The sequence below is a fragment of the Pseudidiomarina xizangensis genome (genome assembly GCF_052541995.1).
In genome coordinates, this window is record NZ_JBOBQA010000002.1 from 1 (window position 1) to 20,725 (window position 20,725).

General features: G+C 48.3%; 17 protein-coding genes and 1 tRNA gene. 7 read left to right on the plus strand and 11 right to left on the minus strand.

Annotated features, from left to right (window positions below; translation table 11 throughout):
• Positions 1-27 precede the first annotated feature (27 nt).
• The 4 genes from pssA to rluD all read right to left on the minus strand — a co-directional run bounded on the left by pssA (position 28) and on the right by rluD (position 5,302).
• The gene (gene pssA / locus ACQ5ES_RS07475; RefSeq protein WP_445015433.1) at positions 28-861 is read right to left on the minus strand and encodes a CDP-diacylglycerol--serine O-phosphatidyltransferase; all 834 of its coding nucleotides are present in this window, start codon (positions 859-861) and stop codon (positions 28-30) included.
• A gap of 103 nt (positions 862-964) precedes the next feature.
• Positions 965-3,538: an ATP-dependent chaperone ClpB gene (clpB, locus tag ACQ5ES_RS07480; protein WP_445015435.1), complete on the minus strand. Its 2,574-nt coding sequence runs from the start codon at positions 3,536-3,538 to the stop codon at positions 965-967.
• Positions 3,539-3,618: 80 nt separating this feature from the next.
• Complete coding sequence (gene pgeF, locus ACQ5ES_RS07485) at positions 3,619-4,353, minus strand: peptidoglycan editing factor PgeF (protein WP_445015437.1); 735 nt, start codon at positions 4,351-4,353, stop codon at positions 3,619-3,621.
• Positions 4,334-5,302, minus strand: a complete 969-nt coding sequence (rluD, locus tag ACQ5ES_RS07490; RefSeq protein WP_445015439.1) for a 23S rRNA pseudouridine(1911/1915/1917) synthase RluD — start codon at positions 5,300-5,302, stop codon at positions 4,334-4,336. The genes pgeF and rluD overlap by 20 nt, the downstream gene beginning before the upstream one ends.
• A gap of 130 nt (positions 5,303-5,432) precedes the next feature.
• On the opposite strand from rluD, the gene ACQ5ES_RS07495 reads away from it, so the two are divergent.
• The gene (locus ACQ5ES_RS07495) at positions 5,433-6,188 is read left to right on the plus strand and encodes an outer membrane protein assembly factor BamD (RefSeq protein ID WP_445015441.1); all 756 of its coding nucleotides are present in this window, start codon (positions 5,433-5,435) and stop codon (positions 6,186-6,188) included.
• Between the two features lie 22 nt (positions 6,189-6,210).
• Here the strand turns inward: ACQ5ES_RS07495 and glnB are convergent, their stop codons facing one another.
• The 4 genes from glnB to ACQ5ES_RS07515 form a co-directional block, all read right to left on the minus strand.
• Positions 6,211-6,549, minus strand: coding sequence for a nitrogen regulatory protein P-II (gene glnB / locus ACQ5ES_RS07500; RefSeq protein ID WP_445015443.1), 339 nt, complete (start codon positions 6,547-6,549; stop codon positions 6,211-6,213).
• Positions 6,536-8,218, minus strand: a complete 1,683-nt coding sequence (locus ACQ5ES_RS07505) for an NAD+ synthase (RefSeq protein WP_445015445.1) — start codon at positions 8,216-8,218, stop codon at positions 6,536-6,538. Before ACQ5ES_RS07505 ends, glnB begins: the two co-directional genes overlap by 14 nt.
• A 73-nt stretch (positions 8,219-8,291) precedes the next feature.
• Positions 8,292-8,810, minus strand: coding sequence for a DUF1285 domain-containing protein (locus tag ACQ5ES_RS07510; protein ID WP_445015447.1), 519 nt, complete (start codon positions 8,808-8,810; stop codon positions 8,292-8,294).
• A gap of 1 nt (position 8,811) precedes the next feature.
• Positions 8,812-9,507, minus strand: a complete 696-nt coding sequence (locus ACQ5ES_RS07515) for a LuxR C-terminal-related transcriptional regulator (protein ID WP_445015449.1) — start codon at positions 9,505-9,507, stop codon at positions 8,812-8,814.
• Positions 9,508-9,628: 121 nt separating this feature from the next.
• On the opposite strand from ACQ5ES_RS07515, the gene ACQ5ES_RS07520 reads away from it, so the two are divergent.
• Both ACQ5ES_RS07520 and pdxH read left to right on the plus strand, forming a co-directional pair.
• Positions 9,629-11,302, plus strand: a complete 1,674-nt coding sequence (locus tag ACQ5ES_RS07520; protein ID WP_445015451.1) for an amidohydrolase — start codon at positions 9,629-9,631, stop codon at positions 11,300-11,302.
• Between the two features lie 2 nt (positions 11,303-11,304).
• Positions 11,305-11,946, plus strand: coding sequence for a pyridoxamine 5'-phosphate oxidase (gene pdxH, locus ACQ5ES_RS07525; protein ID WP_445015453.1), 642 nt, complete (start codon positions 11,305-11,307; stop codon positions 11,944-11,946).
• Here pdxH and ACQ5ES_RS07530 read toward each other — a convergent pair.
• Positions 11,943-12,998, minus strand: a complete 1,056-nt coding sequence (locus ACQ5ES_RS07530) for an Ldh family oxidoreductase (RefSeq protein ID WP_445015455.1) — start codon at positions 12,996-12,998, stop codon at positions 11,943-11,945. The genes pdxH and ACQ5ES_RS07530 overlap by 4 nt on opposite strands.
• A gap of 84 nt (positions 12,999-13,082) precedes the next feature.
• Here ACQ5ES_RS07530 and ACQ5ES_RS07535 point away from each other — a divergent pair, with 84 nt between their 5' ends.
• From ACQ5ES_RS07535 to ACQ5ES_RS07550, 4 genes are all read left to right on the plus strand, one after another.
• On the plus strand, positions 13,083-14,117 hold the full coding sequence (locus ACQ5ES_RS07535; RefSeq protein WP_445015457.1) for an ATP-dependent 6-phosphofructokinase: 1,035 nt from the start codon (positions 13,083-13,085) through the stop codon (positions 14,115-14,117).
• Between the two features lie 90 nt (positions 14,118-14,207).
• Positions 14,208-15,143: an agmatinase gene (gene speB / locus ACQ5ES_RS07540; RefSeq protein WP_445015459.1), complete on the plus strand. Its 936-nt coding sequence runs from the start codon at positions 14,208-14,210 to the stop codon at positions 15,141-15,143.
• Positions 15,143-17,062, plus strand: a complete 1,920-nt coding sequence (gene speA / locus ACQ5ES_RS07545) for a biosynthetic arginine decarboxylase (protein WP_445015461.1) — start codon at positions 15,143-15,145, stop codon at positions 17,060-17,062. The genes speB and speA overlap by 1 nt, the downstream gene beginning before the upstream one ends.
• 94 nt (positions 17,063-17,156) lie before the next feature.
• Positions 17,157-17,232, plus strand: a tRNA-Phe gene (locus ACQ5ES_RS07550).
• Between the two features lie 17 nt (positions 17,233-17,249).
• Here the strand turns inward: ACQ5ES_RS07550 and ACQ5ES_RS07555 are convergent.
• Positions 17,250-17,414 (minus strand): hypothetical protein, encoded by a 165-nt coding sequence (locus ACQ5ES_RS07555; protein ID WP_445015463.1) that lies wholly within the window; start codon positions 17,412-17,414, stop codon positions 17,250-17,252.
• A 224-nt stretch (positions 17,415-17,638) separates the two neighbouring features.
• Positions 17,639-20,719, minus strand: coding sequence for an efflux RND transporter permease subunit (locus ACQ5ES_RS07560; protein ID WP_445015465.1), 3,081 nt, complete (start codon positions 20,717-20,719; stop codon positions 17,639-17,641).
• Positions 20,720-20,725: the final 6 nt, after the last annotated feature.

Here is a 20,725-nt window from a genome sequence, read left to right on the forward strand (position 1 = left end):
ACGAAAATAGAATCGTTTGCTTAGTTTTTAGTCAGACTTGCTTGTTTCTTCGTCGTTTTGCTGTTTTTTCGTTCGTTCTTCGGTATTTTTCTCTGGCTCGTCGTCACAATCGTCGTCAGTATCACCAACCACATGTTTCAGTTCCAGCCGACTCACCGAACGAATCGTAAGAATCGGGCCGGACAGGGCATACAAAAAGAAGATGCTAAATAATACTAATGACGGCTCAGTAGCAACGACAACGAACGCCAGCACCACTGCCAAGATAACAACAAATGGTACTCGGCCACGCCAATCGACATCTTTAAACGAGTGATAGCGGAAATTACTTACCATTAACAAACCGGCACATATGGTCAAGACCGCGGCTAAGTAGCTGATAGAATTCGGCTCAACTTCATATTTACTACCGACCCATACTAAACCACTCACAACAGCTGCCGCACTTGGAATAGCGAGCCCTTGAAAGAAACGCTTATCTGATGAACCTAGATTAGTGTTAAATCGCGCGAGACGTAGCGCGCCACCAGCGACAAATATAAATGCCGCCAGCCAACCAAACTTACCAAGATCAGATAACGCCCAGTTGTACATCACCAACGCCGGCGCCATACCAAACGAAACAATGTCGGCCATACTATCGTATTCAGCACCGAAGTCGCTTTCCGTATTGGTCATCCGTGCCACACGTCCATCTAATCCGTCAAAAACCATAGCAATGAAGATTGCTATCGCTGCTGATTCAAATTGATTGTTCATGGACGCGACAATGGCGAAGAACCCTGAAAATAATCCTGCTGTCGTCAACAGGTTTGGCAGTAGAAAAATTCCGCGGTTCTTAGTCGATGAATCGTTTGGCATAGGAATATCCTAGTTTTTATAATCGAGACCATGCAGGATAGCATAGCATGCGAGCTGCAATAAATAGTGATAGACACTGTTAAGGCCGCTCGCACCGATGATATTACTGCTTGATCGTGATGGCCCCATCCTGATAATCAACTTTAATTGCGCTACCAGGAATCAGCTTGCCAGCCAATAACTGTTGTGCCAATGGATTCTCGATCTCTTGCTGAATAGCGCGCTTCAATGGCCGCGCACCGAACACGGGATCAAAGCCTGCGGCGGCAAGGTGGTCCAATGCAGCATCGGTCAGTTCAACTTGATAATCACGATCCGCAAGACGCTGATACAAGCGCTGCAACTGAATTTCTGCAATCGCTCGTATTTCTGACTTCGCCAACGGGTGGAACACCACAGTCTCATCGACACGATTCAAAAATTCTGGCCGGAAGTGATGTTGTAAAATTTCCATCACATCGGCTTTCATTTCAGCGTAATTCTGCTGATGAGCTTTTTCCTGAATCACGTCGGATCCCAAGTTGGACGTCATGATAATGACCGTATTACGAAAATCGACAGTGCGCCCCTGACCGTCAGTTAAACGGCCATCATCCAATACTTGAAGAAGTATATTAAATACATCTGGGTGAGCCTTTTCGACTTCATCCAACAGAATCACCGAATAAGGGCGACGCCGCACTGCTTCTGTCAGATACCCACCTTCTTCATAACCGACATAGCCGGGAGGTGCGCCAACAAGTCGTGCTACCGAATGCTTCTCCATAAACTCCGACATATCGATACGTACCATGGCATCCTCGGTGTCGAACAAAAAGTTGGCGAGTGATTTACATAATTCTGTCTTACCTACGCCCGTCGGGCCAAGAAACAAGAACGAACCGATCGGCCGTTGCGGATCCGCTAACCCTGCCCGTGAGCGCCGAATCGCATTGGCAACAGACGTGACAGCCTCATCTTGCCCGACGACACGCTGATGTAAGTTATCTTCCATCTTCAATAACTTTTCCCGCTCGCCTTCCAGCATTTTACTCACGGGAATACCGGTCCAGCGCGAAAGCACGTCAGCAATCTGTTCTTCGGTGACTTTGTTCTTTAGCAAAGTCATCGTCTGATCTTCCGCCTCAATAGCAGTTTCCAGTTGCCGTTCAAGTTCTGGGATCTTGCCGTATTGAAGTTCAGACATACGGTTCAAATCACTGGCTCGGCGGGCAATTTCTAAATCAGTTTTTGCCTGTTCCAACTGTGCCTTAATGTTTTGCGCACCCTGCACTGCCGTCTTCTCTGACAGCCAGATCTCTTCCAATTCAGCATACTTGCGTTGCTGATCCTCAAGTTCAGACTCTAATGTTTCCAAACGTTTCTTACTTGCATCATCATCTTCTTTTTGCAGCGCTTTCTGTTCCAACTGTAACTGAATAATGCGTCGTTCAAGACGATCCAACTCTTCGGGCTTAGAGTCGATTTGGATACGTATGCTCGAAGCTGCTTCATCAATCAAATCAATTGCTTTATCAGGCAACTGTCGATCGCTTATATAACGATGGGACAACATTGCCGCGGCCACAATCGCAGGGTCCGTAATTTGTACCGAGTGATGAACTTCATAACGCTCTTTCAAACCGCGCAAAATAGCGATGGTATCTTCAACCGAAGGTTCCTCAACCAACACTTTCTGGAAGCGACGTTCAAGCGCCGCATCTTTTTCAATATATTGACGGTATTCGTTCAGGGTGGTCGCACCGACGCAATGAAGTTCACCGCGCGCCAACGCTGGTTTGAGCATGTTACCCGCATCCATCGCGCCATCCGCTTTACCTGCTCCCACCATCGTGTGAAGCTCATCAATAAAGAGAATGACTTGCCCTTCTTCTTTACCAAGTTCGTTGAGCACAGCTTTCAACCGTTCTTCAAATTCGCCACGGTATTTGGCACCTGCCAGCAATGCACCAAGATCGAGCGAAAGCACGCGTTTGTTCTTTATCCCTTCTGGAACTTCGCCATTAACAATGCGCTGTGCCAGGCCTTCAAGAATTGCCGTCTTACCAACACCGGGCTCACCAATAAGCACTGGGTTATTTTTGGTTCGACGCTGCAAGACCTGTATGGTGCGACGGATTTCATCATCACGACCAATGACGGGATCGAGCTTACCCTGCTCCGCACGTTCGGTTAAATCGATGGTGTACTTGTCTAACGCTTGACGTTGATCTTCCGCATTTTGATCATCGACATTATCGCCACCACGTACTTTCTTAATTGCACTTTCGACCTTATCGCGAGTGATACCCAAGCGTTTCAGGATATCCCCCAGCTTACCTTTGTCCTCTGTTGCAGCGAGAACGAACAGCTCTGACGAAATGTACTGATCCTTACGTTTTTGGGCGAACTTGTCGCACAGATTAAGTAAGGTTCCAGTCGCTGCTGAAATTTGCACTTCGCCACCCGTTCCCTCGACTCGGGGAAGGTTTGCTAATGCTTCACTCAATGCCGCCCGCAGTTGATTACCATCAATTTGCAGGTAAGTCAGCAATGGTCGTAACGTGCCACCATCCTGATTAAGTAAAGCTTGCATAATATGAATCGGCTCAATGAACTGATGATCACGGCCGAGGGCCAGTGATTGTGCATCTGCAATCGCTAGTTGAAACTTATTGGTTAGTTTGTCGAATCGCATGACTTTATTACCTCATAAACAAACACTAAATCCTGATTGTTTATGTGGGTATAAATTGAACAATTTCAAGAGGGGGAAGATTAGATCTTCCAAATTAATGTAGCAAGACGGCCACATTTGGGATCGCGACGATAAGAATAAAAGCGTTCATCGCTGTAGGTACACAAGCCGCTTTGCGTTACTTCTCGAACTCCAGCGGAATGTAATAGGCGCCCAGCTAGTAGTGGCAAATTGGCTAGCCATTTATCAGCAATATGGGGCGCAAATGAAACAGAATCAACTAGTCCATGTGAGCTAAACGCCTCACGCACGTCACTACCTACTTCAAAGTAAGGTTGGCTAATTGCTGGGCCAATGTAGGCACGAAAGCATTCGGCACGCTGTGGTAATTGACTCAACGTGTTGCTAATGATGCCATCAGCCAATCCGCGCCAACCGGCGTGAATCGCGGCAATAACTTGTCCATCATCGCTACACAATACTATGGGTAAGCAGTCAGCGGTTAACACAGCACAGACACTTTTCGGCTGTGTCCCCCAAATAGCATCTGCCCGACAACCTGATTCACATCGCTCAGCAGCAACCGCAACCGAACTATGGTATTGCGCCAACCACTTAGGCACTGAAGGTAAATTTAACGCCCGCTGTAATTGGCGCCGATGACGAATTACATTGGCAGGGTCGTCAGCAACATGGGCTGCCAGATTACCGGGCTCTGCCACCGTGGTGACCCGGGCTTTTACCCCATCGGGTAAAGCCCAAGCTGGTTCTAAGGCAAAATTAGTGCTACCCGCATCACTCGGTTGGGTGGCCATTACGATCTGCTCGGAGCAAGTTCACTAGCTTTAAAAAATCAGCTGGAGTCGGCGCGTCCCAACTTAACCACTCACCAGTGACAGGGTGATGCAGCGATAATCGCGCGGCGTGAAGCGCCTGGCGACGAAAGCCTCGCAGGTAATCAAGCAATTCTGGGCTAGCGTCTTGTGGCGGACGCGGACGACCACCATAAGTTAAATCTCCCACCAACGGATGACGAAGATGCGCCATGTGCACCCGAATTTGATGTGTCCGCCCGGTTTCCAGTCGTAATCTCAAGTGGGTATGATTACGAAACCGTTCTACCACACGATAATGCGTGACTGCGGGTTTCCCCATGGCAACCACTGCCATGTGGGTGCGTTTGGTAGGGTGCCGACCAATAGGTTCGTCAACATGACCACCGGCGGTCATAGGACCATTGCACACAGCTTCATATTCACGAGTAATTTCACGTTCTTGCATCGCTGCAACAAGGTGGGTTTGGGCAGGAATTGTCTTCGCCACCACCATCAACCCCGTAGTGTCTTTATCAAGACGGTGAATAATTCCTGCACGCGGCACTTGATCGATCGCAGGGAAATGATGCAACAGGGCATTCAACAATGTGCCATCTGTATTACCCGCGCCCGGATGAACCACCAAACCTGCTGGCTTATTGATGACTAAAATATCATCATCTTCGTAAACGATATCCAGTGGCATGGGCTGCGCCGCGAAGCGCTTTTCTTCAACCAGCTCAGCGTTAACTTCAACACCCATGCCGGTAACAACTTTTTCGCGGGGCTTATTGGTTGACTCTCCGTCAATACGCACACAGCCATCAGTAATCCAAGTTTTTAATCTCGAACGTGAATAGTCGGGGAACAACTCAGCGAGTGCTTGGTCCAAGCGTTTGCCGTTGCAAGAGGCTGGGACCGTTCCAGTTAATTGAATGTGTTCACTCATAAAATAAATAATGGACCTGTGAAAGCAGCCAAGGCTGCGATAGAATGCAAGCAACTTCGAAGTGATTAGTGTACCTGTTTGGGACGCTATGCACCAAAAATTAAATTAACAGAGATTAGAACAGCAACTTATGAAACTGCGTATTAGCCTGCTTTTAGCTTTATCCGTCATGCTCGCAGCATGCTCAAGCTCACCAGATGATGACGCTCTGGGTTCCAGAGCTTTAAACGATGCTGACGCCCTTTATCAACGCGCCCAGACCAATATTGTTTCGGGTAACTTTAGTACTGCTCAGGAAATCCTTCAGCAGCACGCAACGCGGTATCCATTTGGCCCCTATGCACACCAGGTTCAGATGGATCGTATTTATGTGTATTACAAACTAGGTAATATCGACAAAGCGCTGGCTGAAATTGACCGCTTTACGCAGTTAAACCCCAATCATCCTAATCTTGATTATGTTTTGTATATGCGCGGTTTGGTGAATCATCGCGCCGATGCAAACGTCATGCAAGACTTAGTGGGTATTGATCGTTCTGATCGTGACCCGAGTAAAGCTGAAGAAGCATTTAATGACTTCACCCGGCTGTTACGCCAATTTCCAGAGTCTAAGTATGCGGCCGATGCTAAGCAGCGCATGATCGCTATTAAAAGCCGTTTAGCGAGTTATGAAATCGCCGTCGCGCGCTACTACATAAAACGCCAAGCTTGGTTAGCGGCAGCCAATCGCGGCAAGTATGTATTGGAAAACTATCCCGACGTTGCAGAAACGGAACATGCACTGGCTATTATGATGCAAAGCTATGACAAGCTCGGCTTGGCAGAATTGCGCGACAATGCTCGTGCAACCCTAGCAGTCAATTTCCCCGGCAGTGATTACCTGTAAAAAGCTACCGAAGACGCCTTAATTAAACGGCGTCTTCGTTTTCCTCACCCGTACGAATACGAATCACCCGCTCCACATTACTGACAAAAATCTTACCATCGCCAATTTTGCCGGTTTGCGCAGTTTCCATGATCGCATCTAAACACGCTTCGACTTGATCATCCGCGACCACAATGTCAAGTTTTACCTTGGGTAAAAAGTCGACCATATATTCAGCACCACGATAAAGCTCAGTGTGCCCTTTTTGACGACCAAAGCCTTTGACCTCAGACACAGTCATACCGGCAATACCCACTTCAGATAATGCTTCACGCACATCGTCGAGCTTAAATGGCTTGATGATAGCTTCAATTTTTTTCATGACTTGCCTCTGCCGTTAGTTGTCGCTCTAGTTCATAGCGAAAATGATTAGTGATGGGGTAACGCCGATCTTTGCCGAAATTGCGCGAAGTGATTTTCGGCCCTACAGCACCTTGTCTGCGTTTGTATTCATTAATATCAACCAACCGCACAACACGCAATACATCCGCGCGTGTGAACCCGGCCGTAATAATATCTGACGGTGCCCAGTCCTGCTCAACGTACAAGCTGATAATCTTATCTAAAATATCATACTCTGGCAGGCTGTCTTGATCCGTTTGCCCTGGTGCCAGCTCCGCAGATGGGGGGCGCTCGATAACGCGCGGCGGTATCACTTCAGTATTCGCCGTAGCATTCATATGCCGAGCTAGTGCAAAAACCATCATTTTGGGAACATCTTTTAGCGGCGCAAAGCCACCACACATATCTCCATAGAGCGTACAATACCCGACCGCCAGCTCGCTTTTGTTACCAGTGGTCAACACCAAAGAACGTGTTTTATTGGACAGCGCCATGAGGATCACCCCGCGGCTTCGTGCCTGAAGATTTTCTTCAGTGACATCAGCCTCGTGCCCGGCCAGCTGCGGCGCCAACTGCTGTAAGAAACTCTCGTAGATAGGCTCAATGGCAATGACATCGTATTTAACACCTAAGGCGTGCGCTTGCTGCTCAGCATCTTCCAAGCTCATTTTTGAAGTGTAGCAAAAGGGCATCATCACCGCATCAACGTGCTCCGCACCCAAAGCCTCCACGGCTAGCGCCAAAGTCAGTCCAGAGTCGATCCCGCCCGATAGGCCTAAGGTTACACCTTTGAAGCCATTTTTTCCGACGTAATCGCGAATGGATAACACCAAGGCTTTTCGCACTTCTTCAAGACGACGAAACTCTACTTGGTCTAGCTTTTCAATGTGCGGCTTTATTTTTTCACTTCGGGCCGTAATACCTGTTGCTGAAAAGTGCACACTTGCGCAACACGGTTGGCAATGAGGAAATTCTGCAACCAACTCACCGTCGCTATCAAGTACCAACGAGTGACCATCGAATACCAGTTCATCCTGACCACCACAGTTGTTCACATATACAATTGGGCAACCACTCTCATGAACCCGTTGTTGCAATACGTGCATGCGTTGCAGGTGCTTATCAACTTCAAACGGAGATGCATTTATTGATATCACCCAATCAGCGCCCTGACCTACAGTTCTTTGCAGTGGCTCTGGGTGCCATAGGTCCTCGCAGATGAGTAACCCAATCCGATGCCCTTGCCAACTAAACACGCAAGGTTCATGGTCAGGAATAAAATAGCGTTGCTCATCGAAAACGCCGTATTGCGGTAACCGTTGTTTGTGGTAACGAGCCAAACATTTGCCTCGGTGTACTACCGAGACGCTATTAAATAACTCATTGCCTACCCGTTGCGGATGCCCGACTACAGCGACTTGTTCAACCGCCGCAGTTGCAATTTTATCCAATGCGCTATCAACTAACACTTCGAAATCGGCACGGAATAGCAAATCTTCAGGTGGGTAGCCAGTTATCGCCAGTTCAGGGAAAATGACAATATCTGCGTCACTTTGCTCGTCCAGACAAGCAAGAATTGTGGCGGTATTCTGGGTAATAGCTCCAACCGTAAAGTCTAATTGTGCTATGGCAACCGTGATAGGTTTCATCGGGCGTCTTCACCTCTGCGCTAAACTAAGCGCGCATAATATAGCAGGCTTACCCAGCGAGCAAATTCATCACTTAAATTTGGCCTAATACAAAGTGACTTGAACCACTTTGTAACACCACGTCAGTGGATTCTGGATCAACCTTTGCTAACTCTACCCACTGGTAGTAAACATTACGGTGAACTTTTGCCTTGAGGCCGTGATCGAGCCGCACATAAGGAATCGCATTTTCAATTTGCAATGGATATTCCTCGGAAAGTGGGTACTGGCTACCAATGTTAGTGGTGACCTGAATGATCTGTGGTTCGACCGTAGTTATGGCTTGCCACTCCGTGACGATAAAAGGTGCATCGGCGACGCTGATTTTAACTTTTTCGGCAGGCGTAATAAGGAAGTAATCACGACCCTCTAACACCAACACCGAGGCGAACAACTTCACCAATTGCTGACGTTTTATGCGCGAATTTTGGTAAAACCATTCACCGTTACTGTCAATGTGAATAGGAATCTCACCACAATAAGGTGGATCCCAATTTTCAGTGGGTGCATGGTTGCGCAGTTCTAATGATTTTAGAAGCTGCTGTAGTTGCATATCAGCTCACTAGGCGTTTTTGACGTAACAAGTACCAAAGCGTGGCTTCGGTACGATTAGAAACTTTAATTGCTTTAAAGATAGCAGATAAATGAACCCGAATCGTCCCTTCGGTGATGCCTAAAATCGTGGCAATCTCTTTATTCGATAACCCTTGGGCGAGTAATTGCATGATTTCCAGCTGTCGCGGGGAGAGAAAACTTTCTGCCTGCGAGTTGCGCGGGGCATACTCACTAAGTCGCGACTCATCAGGCAAATAACGATCGTTTTTCAGTAGCGCACGTATAGCTAATTTGGCGTCTTCGGAACTAGAATCTTTCGGCAAGTAACTCCGTACGCCGGAAGCTAATGCTTGACGGATTTCGGACATCGGTCGCGACCAACAGTAAAGAATCACATGTGCGCTTGGCGCATATCTTTTAATTAATGCGAGGGACGGTCGGATTTCTGCGTCTGGTAAGTCCACATCTAGGAAAATTAAATTATACTGGTTGCTGTGCTGCAAATAGTCTTTGGCTAGCTCGAACGTTGCTGCCTCAAAAATTGATACGTCCGAGGTATAACTGGTGCAAAGATGAATGAGGCCAGCGCGAGTAAAAAATTGTGAATCAATGATAAGAATCTTCATGAGAGCCCTAAGTTTAAAACCGAAGTTCGAAACCGAAGTTCGAAACAATATAACTTTCGTTACAACCATTGGTTATGTAGTGTACACAGTTGCTGAATTCATTAAAACAAAACTGTTACCGATTTGTAAGTAAATTTTAATTTGTTATAAACGTTACGTTTAGCGTGACCAATCAACCAGAGAGAACGCCATGCGATTTGTGTCTTCGTTGTTACCTTTAGCTTTACTCTTGATTTCATTCACGAGTAATGCGCAATCCATTCTGTATCATAATTTCAACGGCTATACGCTTGTCGGTGAACCCGGCAACGCCGCAATACTTAAGCAGTTCGATGCCATGTTAGTGGTTGACGGGAAAATTGCCGCTGTTGGCCCGCTAAGGACCATGCCTAAACAGTTACAGCAGACCGCTGAGAGTAAAGTGAACTTGCACGGCAAAACTGTTGTACCTGGAATCATTGACGCCCATGGCCATATGCTAGGTTTAGGTGAAAATCTCATGCAGGTCGATTTGCGCACCGCAGCTAGCGAACAAGACGCAGTAACACGAGTGCAAAAATTTGCCGAAACCGAGACGGGTCCCTGGGTTATTGGTCGCGGTTGGAACCAAGAGAACTGGCAAAATCGTCAGTTCCCAACAGCAAAAAGTCTCGACGAGTTTATAGCTGATCGTCCGGTCTGGTTAGCCCGTGTTGACGGTCATGCCGGCTGGGCCAACAGTAGAGCGCTTGAACTTGCGGGCATCACCGCCGACACGGTAAGTCCTGAAGGTGGTGAAATCATTCGTGATGCTAACGGCAAACCGACCGGTGTACTGGTTGATAACGCTATGGCATTAGTCGAGAGTAAGATGCCAGCGAAAAATGCCGACTACTACCGTCGTGCCCTGATCGCCGCATTCGATCATTTGGTTTCTGAGGGTATCACTGGAGTTCATGACGCTGGTGTCGATGCCACCAATTTAGCGGTTTATCAGCAGCTTGCTGAAGAGGGCAAAATGCCGGTCCGCGTATACGCTATGCTAAGCGCTTCCGAGCCTAGTCTACCTGAGCTGCTCGCCGCCGGTCCTATTACCACTGCTGATGACAGCCTAACCGTAGCGAGCGTTAAAATTTATACTGACGGAGCTCTTGGTAGTCGAGGCGCAGCGCTTATCGAGCCGTACAGCGATGCACCTAATACCCGTGGCTTGTTAGTGACACAACCCAACGATATTGAGCAACTCTTTGACCTTATTATCCCGCACGGTTTTCAGATCAATATTCATGCTATAGGTGATCGTGCTAACCGCATTGCGCTCGACAACTTCGCGCACGCTTACGCAACCATCGGCGGCCGCAACTTACGCCACCGCATTGAGCACTCACAGGTTGTGCATCCAGTCGATATTCCGCGCTTTAAAGAATTAAACATTATTGCCTCGATGCAACCAACCCATGCAACCTCTGACAAGAATATGGCGGAAGATAGACTCGGCAAAGAACGTATGCAAGGTGCTTACGCATGGCAAACCTTCCTCGAGCAAGGTACCATTGTCGCTGCTGGTTCCGATTTTCCAGTTGAGCTTTCAAATCCATTTTTCGGTGTTCATGCTGCGGTCACACGTCAAGATCGCGACAACCAACCACAAGGTGGCTGGTACGCGCATGAAGCGATGACGCTTGAACAAGCGTTACGGGCATTCACCTTGGACGCCGCTTATGCGTCCGGTCAGGAGCAACAATTAGGTAGCCTTGAGCCAGGTAAATGGGCTGACTTTATTGTGCTGGATCAAGACCCGTTCGCCGTCACTAGCGATAAACTATGGCGCGCCGATGTGCTGGCAACCTATGTCGCCGGCAAAGTAGTATTTACTCAGGAGTAATCATGAAGTTGCACGATGAACGTCGAGATTACGAGCGCGCACAGCTGACCCGCTCGATTCTCGAGACAGACCCTTTTAAACAATTCGAGTCTTGGTTTGCCGCCGCCAAAGAAGCAACGGCATTGCCTGATCCGACGGCATTTACGCTCGCAACCGTTAGCGCCACTGGACAACCTCACCAACGCGTCGTTTTGCTAAAAGATTTTGATACCAGTGGCTTCATTTTTTATACCAATTACGACAGCCAAAAAGGCCAAGACATTGCAGCTAACCCGCTGGTCTCCATGCATTTCGCCTGGTTGCCGCTAGAGCAGCAGGTGCGCATAGAAGGCCGCATTGAGAAAATAGACCGCGCTGCCAGCGAGGCCTATTTTCATAGTCGTCCCCGTAGTAGTCAGATCGGCGCCTTAGCGTCCCAACAAAGCCAGGTTATCGGCTCGCGTTCGGAACTTGAGGGTGTCTACCATGACCTCACAGAACGCTACGAGGGCGAAGAAGTTCCCATGCCTGAAAATTGGGGTGGCTACCGCATCAAGCCTGATTATTTCGAGTTTTGGCAAGGCGGTAAATACCGTTTACACGACCGTTTTGGCTATCATAAAAACACCGCTGGCACTTGGTTCATCGAACGCCTGCAACCCTAAGGTAGTGGTTCATTACAATAATCAGCGCACCACTCGAGTTGCCGCCAGGTGGCTGCGCTGTAACTAATTCCCTCCTCGCTTTGCCGTTTCCGGGTTGCTAATGCTCCCTCACCAGGCACCCTCACCGGGTGCTCTGGATGAATAGGCGTGGCGCTTTTTACCGCAGCCACTAATTGCTCTGCCTGCAATTCAAAAGTCCCTTGCGACAAAACTGCTGTAGGATCAACAACCTGCAACCAAACCGTATTCGCATCACTGTCAGCGGGCGCGGCCTCAGCACGACCATAACCACTCAGCGCCAGGGTCCAAAACTCACTGAAAAGATTTAGCCCAGTACCTTTATAGCCTAACTGTTCGCCCCCCAAACTTGCTAAAACACTGGGAGGGTTGGCTACAAACGTCTTCGGATCGCAACTGTAGTCGCCGTCGGGTGTAATTAATGCTGGATAGGGCAAATCTCGTTCTTCTGCTAACGCTGTACGAACTTTGCCAGCCGCCGTCATCGATAAACTCATATCAAGTAACACCGGTTGACCGCGTGTCGGCACCCCAATGGCAAATGGATTTGGCGAGAAGCACGCTGACTTAGCACCAAAGGGCGCGACAACTTGCTGTGCTGGGGTACTACACATCATCTGAATCAGCATCCCGGCGCTGGTCGCCTGCTCTAAATAGACAGCTAATGCCGCTACATGCTGAGTTCGGCGAACAACCAAGGTACCCGTTCCGTAATCACGCGCCATTGCGATTGCCTTTGCCACGGCCTGCGGCAACACATAAAGCCCTGACAATAAATCAGCATCCCAAAGCTCAATTGCAGCCCTGCTCTGGATCACACGCGGATGACCTGCAGCTTTCGTCGTACCGTCAGCAAGAGCCTGCAAGTTATAGCGTAGGCGCAACAGACCATGGGTTCGAAAGCCCAACAAATCGCCTGCCACCAAATGCTCGGCCATAGCTTGTGCGACATCTTCTGTCGCGCCCTGACGAACTAAACATTTTGTGGACCAAGCTGTAAGTGCCGTGGCAGATCGTTTTTTTTCGTTGTTCATGAGGCCCTTCACTTGTTATTCGGCTGTAGTTCGATAAGCTTACCAAATACTTAACAACAGGCAATGCAGAGGAGTAGGCAGCCCGTGTCTGTCAGCAAAAAAATCAAAAAGATTGCGGTGCTTACCAGTGGTGGTGATGCACCCGGAATGAATGCTGCGCTACGTGCAGTGGTACTTGCAGCCGATCATTACGGTATCGAAGTTATCGCGTTTCGACACGGTTACCAAGGTTTACTTGATAATGAGTACATAGGGATGAAGCCCGAAGATGTGCAACACGTATTGCAGTACTCTGGAACCATTATCAAAAGCGCACGCTGTCATCGTTTTAAAGAAGATAGCGCTGCGCTCGAAGCCGCAACAAACCTTGATGCATTGGCAGTTGATGCGTTAATCGTCATTGGCGGTGACGGTTCGTTTCGCGGTGCCGACCATTTAGCTAAGCAGTGGCACGGCCAAATTATTGGTGTGCCCGGCACGATCGACAATGACTTGTATGGCACCGATGCGACCATTGGCTATGCCACCGCTGTGACCATTGCCATGGATGCTTTAGACAAAATCCGCGACACCGCAGATGCCATGGACCGCGTCTTTATTGTTGAAGTGATGGGCCGCCACGCTGGCTTTATAGGTTTAGGTAGCGCCATGGCTGCCGGTGCTGAGCGAATGATTTTGCCGGAACTGCAAAAAGACAAACCCCTGACGGTAAGCGCGTTAGTTAAGCATATTCACCGGGTACAGGAAATTCGTGGTGAAGGCAGCTATGTCATGGTCTTAAGTGAACATCAGTGGCCAGGTGGCGCGGTAGCGCTCGCTGAACAGCTGGATGCTGAGTACGACTTACCTTGTCGTCCCTGTTTATTAGGCCATATTCAGCGTGGTGGTGCTCCCGCCCCTGCCGACCGCATTCTTGCCTCTGAGCTTGGGGTACATGCGGTCGAGTTAATCCTCCAAGGGCAGCACCGGGTGATGGCTGGTATGCGTGCGAACGAATGTGTTGAGGTGCCATTACGTGAGACCTGGGAAAAGAAAAATCCGCTGGCTGCGAACTTACTCCGCATTCAGCATGAAATCTTTAATCCAGTAAAGAAGAATCCTCGTACGAATACGCAGTAAAGGTATAGCTTTTCGGGGCTTTTCCACAGATAATAGGCCCCTTTTTTATACTGCCTTGCTGCCCTGTTGCAACGACGGAGGTGTTTGACTTTGAGCCAACAATCAACTGATACGGTAACCGCTATAACTATTGATACCTTAACTCCCGTGCGCGAATTTTACGGCGCGAAAGTAGACAATCAGATCCATGCGAATGCCACACACATGATCGGCTTCGGTTTTGACGGCACCGCTTGTTTTCGCAAAGGTACCCGTAATGGACCTGATGCTTTGCGGGCCGTTTCGGAAGACATCGAATCGTATTCACCTTATTTAGATGCTGATCTTTTTGATCATAGTTTTTATGATCTTGGTAACTTATCGCTCGGCCACGGTGACGATGTCGAATATCAGTGGCAACACGCGACCGATCAGTTTGACGCTCTGTTTGGCGAAATTGACCTTGCGGCGCAGAACGTTCGGGTGCTGACCTTAGGCGGCGAGCACTCTATCTCTTACGCACCTATTCGTAAGTATTTGGCGCAATACCCTGAACTGGTGTTATTGCATCTTGATGCGCACGCCGATTTGCGTGACGGTTTCCTGGGATATCACTATTCCCATGCGTCAATTATCCGCCGTTCATTGGATCATTTCGGCCCAGGCCATGAACTTATTCAATACGGTATTCGTTCGGGTACTCGCGAAGAGTATCAGTTCATGAAAGAACACAAGACCGTGCGGACATCGCGCAAAGACTTTCTTGAAAGTGTTGCCGCCCTGCCCGCAGATCGTCCAATTTATTTAACGCTGGACTTAGATTATTTCGATCCATCATTTTTACCCGGCACCGGTACCCCTGAACCTGGTGGTGAAGACTTCCACTCTTATGTGAGCTTGATGAAGATCTTGCGCCAGAAAAATTTAGTCGGTGCCGACGTGGTCGAACTTTCACCAGAAATCGACCCGACTGGAAACTCTGACGTTTTTGCCGCCAAAATCGTGCGCGAACTACTGATTATTTTAAATGAAAAAGGAGCCCGCTAATGGCTGACGGAAACAGCAACTGGACCATCGACGATGCTGAAGAACTCTACGGTGTCAGACGTTGGGGCGCAGGCTATTTCTCGATTGGTGAAAGCGGCAATATTCAGATAGCACCAAACCATCGCCTACCCGATGTGACCATCGACATGAACGACGTGTTAGAGGAAATCCGCGCAGAAGGCATTCAGTTGCCCGCGGTTATTCGTTTCCACGATATTTTGCGCTCACAAGTCGAGATCCTGAACGAGACCTTTGTTAAAACTATTAAAGAAGCCAACTACAAGGCGAAATACAGCGGTGTATTCCCGATCAAGGTTAATCAGATGCGCGAAGTGGTCGAGGAAATCATCGACGCTGGCGAACCTTATAACTATGGCCTTGAAGCAGGTTCCAAGCCTGAGTTAATGGCCGTGCTTGCCTACAATGAGAATCCCGAAGCTCTCACCGTGCTCAACGGCTATAAAGATGAAGACTACCTGACCCTGGCATTACTGGGCCGCCAGCTACGCCGCAAAATGATCATCGTCATTGAGAAATTCAGCGAACTGGAAATGCTCATTCCACTGGCAAAGAAGCTAGGTGTAGAACCGCTGATTGGTCTGCGTAGCAAAATGATGGTCCGTAGCGCCGGCAAATGGGCGGGTTCTAGTGGCGATCGGGCAAAATTCGGACTAAGTATTACCGAAATATTGAACATCATCGAACTGCTGAAAAAAGAAAACATGCTGGATTGCGCCAAGCTACTGCACTTTCATATCGGCAGCCAAATGTCCGACATTCGTAAAGTAAAAGAAGCTGTTTCTGAAGGCGCCCGCCTCTACGCTAAGCTCATCCAGGAAGGCGTACCACTTGAATATCTAGATATCGGTGGTGGGCTTGGCATCGATTATGATGGCACCAGCTCGACCACAGACTCATCACGAAACTACTCCACTGAGGAATATGTCGCTGATGTCGTTTACGGCGTGAAGCAGATCTGTGATTTAGAACAGGTTCCACATCCTAATCTGGTAAGTGAGAGCGGCCGAGCTATCACTGCGCACCATAGCTGCGTGGTAACTAATATTGTCGGTGAAATTAAAAATACCGGTGCCCAGTTTGACATCAGCAGCAGTGACGCTGAACACATTTTGGTCAGCAACATGCGAGAGCTTGTCAACGGTGCTACCGAAATGCACCCGCAAGAGCGCTACAACGATGCAGCGTCATACAAGCAGAGCGCCTACGAAGCATTTAAGTTAGGTATTTTATCGCTGAACGAAATGGCCAAGCTCGATACCATGTACTGGCGTATTCTGGTCGAAATTCATAGTTCTCTTGACCGTGAAGGCTTTGTCTTTCAGGAGCTCGAAGAACTTGAAGACACGCTCGCCAGCCAGTACTTGTGTAACTTCTCAATCTTTCAGTCGGCTGCAGACACCTGGGCCATTGGACAAGTGCTTCCCATAGTTCCTGTCAGTCGGCTAAATGAAAAACCAGAAGTACGTTGCTCAATTGTCGATATCACCTGCGACAGTGACGGCAAACTTTCCAAATACATCGAAGGTACTGAGATTAGCGACAACATTCCAATGCACACCTTACGCAAGGGTGAAGACTATTATGTAGGAATGTTTCTGACCGGTGCTTATCAAGATGTGATGGGCGATATGCATAACCTGTTTGGTCGTTTAACCGAGGTACACATCTACTGTCACGACGACGAACCCGGTGATTTTTATATCGAAGAAGTGGTTCCAGGTACCGCAGCGGAGAAAGTGCTCGAAACCATGCAGTACAACACCGATTTCATGGCTAAAACCGTGAAAAAATGCATTGACCGTGAGGTTCGTCAAGGCCACATCGCTCCACGTGAAGGCGTGCGCTGGACTGACTATTACGAGAAGTGCCTGGCTGGCAGTACCTACTTAAAGGCCTAAAAACCAGCAAACTGCGTATTTCCTGAGCAAACGGTCGAAAATCGCTAAAAAGCGGTTGACTCTGACCGCAAAAACTCGTTTAATACGCCCCGTTGCCCAGATAGCTCAGTCGGTAGAGCAGAGGATTGAAAATCCTCGTGTCGGTGGTTCGATTCCGCCTCTGGGCACCATTATTCTAAAGGCCTCGCTAGCAATAGCGGGGCTTTTTACTTTCCGCGTTTGTGCCAGTCGCGCCGTCCACATTGCGCGCCACTGGCTTACCTTGATAAACAAAGTAGTAGTGAGTGTTCTCGCCCTGCACTTCTTGCAACACTGAAAACGCATCGTTATTGAACGGAACCCTTATAGCCATACCTGACTTTGGCTCATCAGAATAAATCCAGGCTAACCCCGTTCCAAATCGCTCTGATTAACGCCAGATAACGATTTGCGGTACTGCACGAGGCTGCCTTTGCCTTTTGCTGTTTAATCCCATCAGCAATCTCTCTGTTCATTTCACCAAGGTATAATTTGCCAAGATGGTGTTTAAACGTCGCGGCCAAACGCTATCCAGAAAAATCAGGCCTTACAGCTCTTCTACTTATTGTCTTTACGCATCAGCCAGTACCCCGCAGGTACGATCATCATATTCAGAATTGTTGACGATATGAGTCCCCAAAGAATGACAATTGCCATTGGCGCCTGGATTTCACTGCCAGGCTCACCGAGTCCTAGTGACAAAGGAACCAGTGCCAACGCGGTAGCTAATGCAGTCATCAGGATTGGTACTAATCTTTCTTCCGATGCCTGTATTATCGCTTCACGTAACGAAACGCCTTGCTCAGTGAGTTGCTTAAAATAATCAACGAGAATAACGCCGTTTCGGGTTGCGATGCCAAATAAAGTAATAAAACCGATGATAACGGCGATATTAATGACACCACCAGCAAAATAGATCCCGGCGATTCCGCCAATCAGCGCCAGAGGTAAGTTAAGCATCACCAGAAACGCGTCTTTCGCTGAATTAAAGGCAGTTAATAGCAATAAGTAGATACCAACTATGACCGCTGAGCCCAGTAATAAAAGTCGGGTATTCGCGCTTTCAGCACTTTCAAATTGACCACCATACTCAACATAATAGCCGGTCGGAAGTTCGAGGCTTTTACCCAGTTGGGTTTTAATGTCTTCAACCACGCCAATGAGATCACGCCCACTGACGTTCGCCATAACAACAATATTACGCTGCACATTTTCTCGGGTGATGGTATTAGGTCCACGAGTTTTTTCTATTGCTGCAATTTCAGAGAATGGAATAACAGCACCACTTTGCAGCTTAATTAACGTATCTCTCAGTGCATCGATATCCTTTCTATAGGAGTAAGGGTAGCGAACGACCATTTCGAATGATGCCTCATTCTCAAGAATACGATTAACAGTAGTTCCTGCGAACGCCGTTTCGAGAGCATGTGATGCCTGCTTTATTGTCAGACCATACTGAGCCAAATTAGCGCGGTTAAAGTCGAATGTGACAAACGGAATTTCGGCCTGCTGATCCATAGAGACATCCACAGCACCCGGCACGTCTTTTACCAGGCCTTCGATCTGGCCGCCTATTTCCCGAAGCTTATAGAGTTCACTGCCAAACAGTTTTATCGCAATGTTGGCTCGGGTGCCCGATAACATATGGTCAATTCGGTGTGAAATTGGCTGCCCAATAATCACGTTAGTTCCGCTTAAAAAGAAGAATTTATCTCGTAAACTATCCAAGAACTCCTCTTTCGAACGATCTTGCATCTGCAATTTGACGTCAATTTCTGACGCAAACACCTGTTGTGCGTGCGGGTCCCGTTCAGCTCGGCCGGTACGGCGGGTCGTGGCCACAACTTCTGGCGCGCTCAGTAATAACCTTTCGACGCGCTCACCAATCGCATCCGATTTAGCCAGTGAGGTTCCCGGCACTGTTACCGCACTAACCGTGAGGCTTCCTTCGTTGAATTCCGGTAAAAAGCCACGACCAAACTGAAAGGCACCGATAAGGGCAATCACAAATACCACCGCCGCACCGGATAATAATGCTTTGGGATGTGCTAAAGACCCATTCAAAAACGGTCGGTAACTTCGTTTCAATGCAGTAATGAAGCGAGTGTCATGCGACGCCATTATGCTTTTGCTTGCACTTAGTCCGTAGTAACTTAGAACTGGAGTGACCGTTATCGCAACCACCAATGAAGCTAATATCGATACAATATAAGCAACCCCTAATGGTTGTAGCAGCCGTCCTTCAACCCCTGTCAGAAAGAATAAAGGTAAAAACACCAGGACAATGATTAAGGTTGCAAAAACAATGGAACTTTGAATTTCCCTGGTTGCTTTGCCGATGACGCTGAGTCTTGAACCTCTCTTTGATTCAGGCAATGCCATGTTTTCACGCAAGCGCTTTACAACATTCTCAACCACAATAATTGCATCATCAACCAAGGCTCCTAACGCAATTGTCATGCCGCCAAGTGTCATAGTATTCAGTGAGCCGCCGAAATACCGGATCGTCAGTACCGCAACCAGTAACGATAAAGGAATAGCAACTAACGCTATGCCCGTCGCTCGTGCGCTGAATAAAAAGATGAACATAATCGCAACGACTAAAATAGCGCCATCACGAAGTGCGTTATTTAAGTTTCCAATTGACGTTGAAATAAAGTCAGACTGACGAAACGTATCCGTTTGCAGCGTCATTCCCGTCGGTAAACCTTTATTGATATCATCAATGACACGATTGAGCTCTTCTGTAAGCACCAAGGTGTTGGTATTCGGCTGTTTCTGGATACCTAACACAACCGCCGACTCTCCGTTAAACGCTGCGGTACCGCGCCGCAACGCCGCACCTATTTCGACATTTGCGATATCGCGAACCAAAATCGGCGATGTTCCATCATAACTGATCACAGTCTGTTCAATGTCATCCTTTGAATTGATGCGACCAAGCCCTTGGATCAGGAACTCTTGTTCGTTTTGTGCGACGAATCCGGCCGACGATGTCATGTTCGACTCACGTAATGCCTCGGTCACCTTAGTGAGCGAGAGATCATGAGCAATCAGAGCCTCGGGCTTAACAATCACTTGGTATTGCTTAACCTGGCCCCCTGTTGAAATCACTTCGGCAACGCCCGGCACCGCTAAGATACGGCGACGAATTGTATAATCCGCGGTGGTCTTTAATTCGATTTCGGAGTGTTTATCCGAGGTAAGTGCCAAAAACATAATCTCACCCATAATGGATGAAACTGGTGCCATTTGTGGCGCACCGACGTCCTGCGGCAATTCATTTTGCAAGGTTTGCAGGCGCTCAGATACCATTTGTCGAGCCAGATAGACATCGGTCTCCCAGTCAAACTCAACCGTAACCACGCTGATCCCGATACCACTATTTGACCTGACCCGCCGCACACCAGACGCGCCATTCATCGCCGATTCAATCGGAAACGTAATCAATTTTTCGACATCTTCTGGCGGCATACCATGTGCCTCTGTCACTACAGTAACCGAGGGGGCGGTTAGGTCCGGGAATACGTCAACCGGCGCTTTAACGGTTGAATACCCTCCCCAAACTACCAGCACCAATGCCATCGCGATAATAATCAGTCGGTTATGCAGCGACCAATGGATAATACGTTCAATCATAACAAT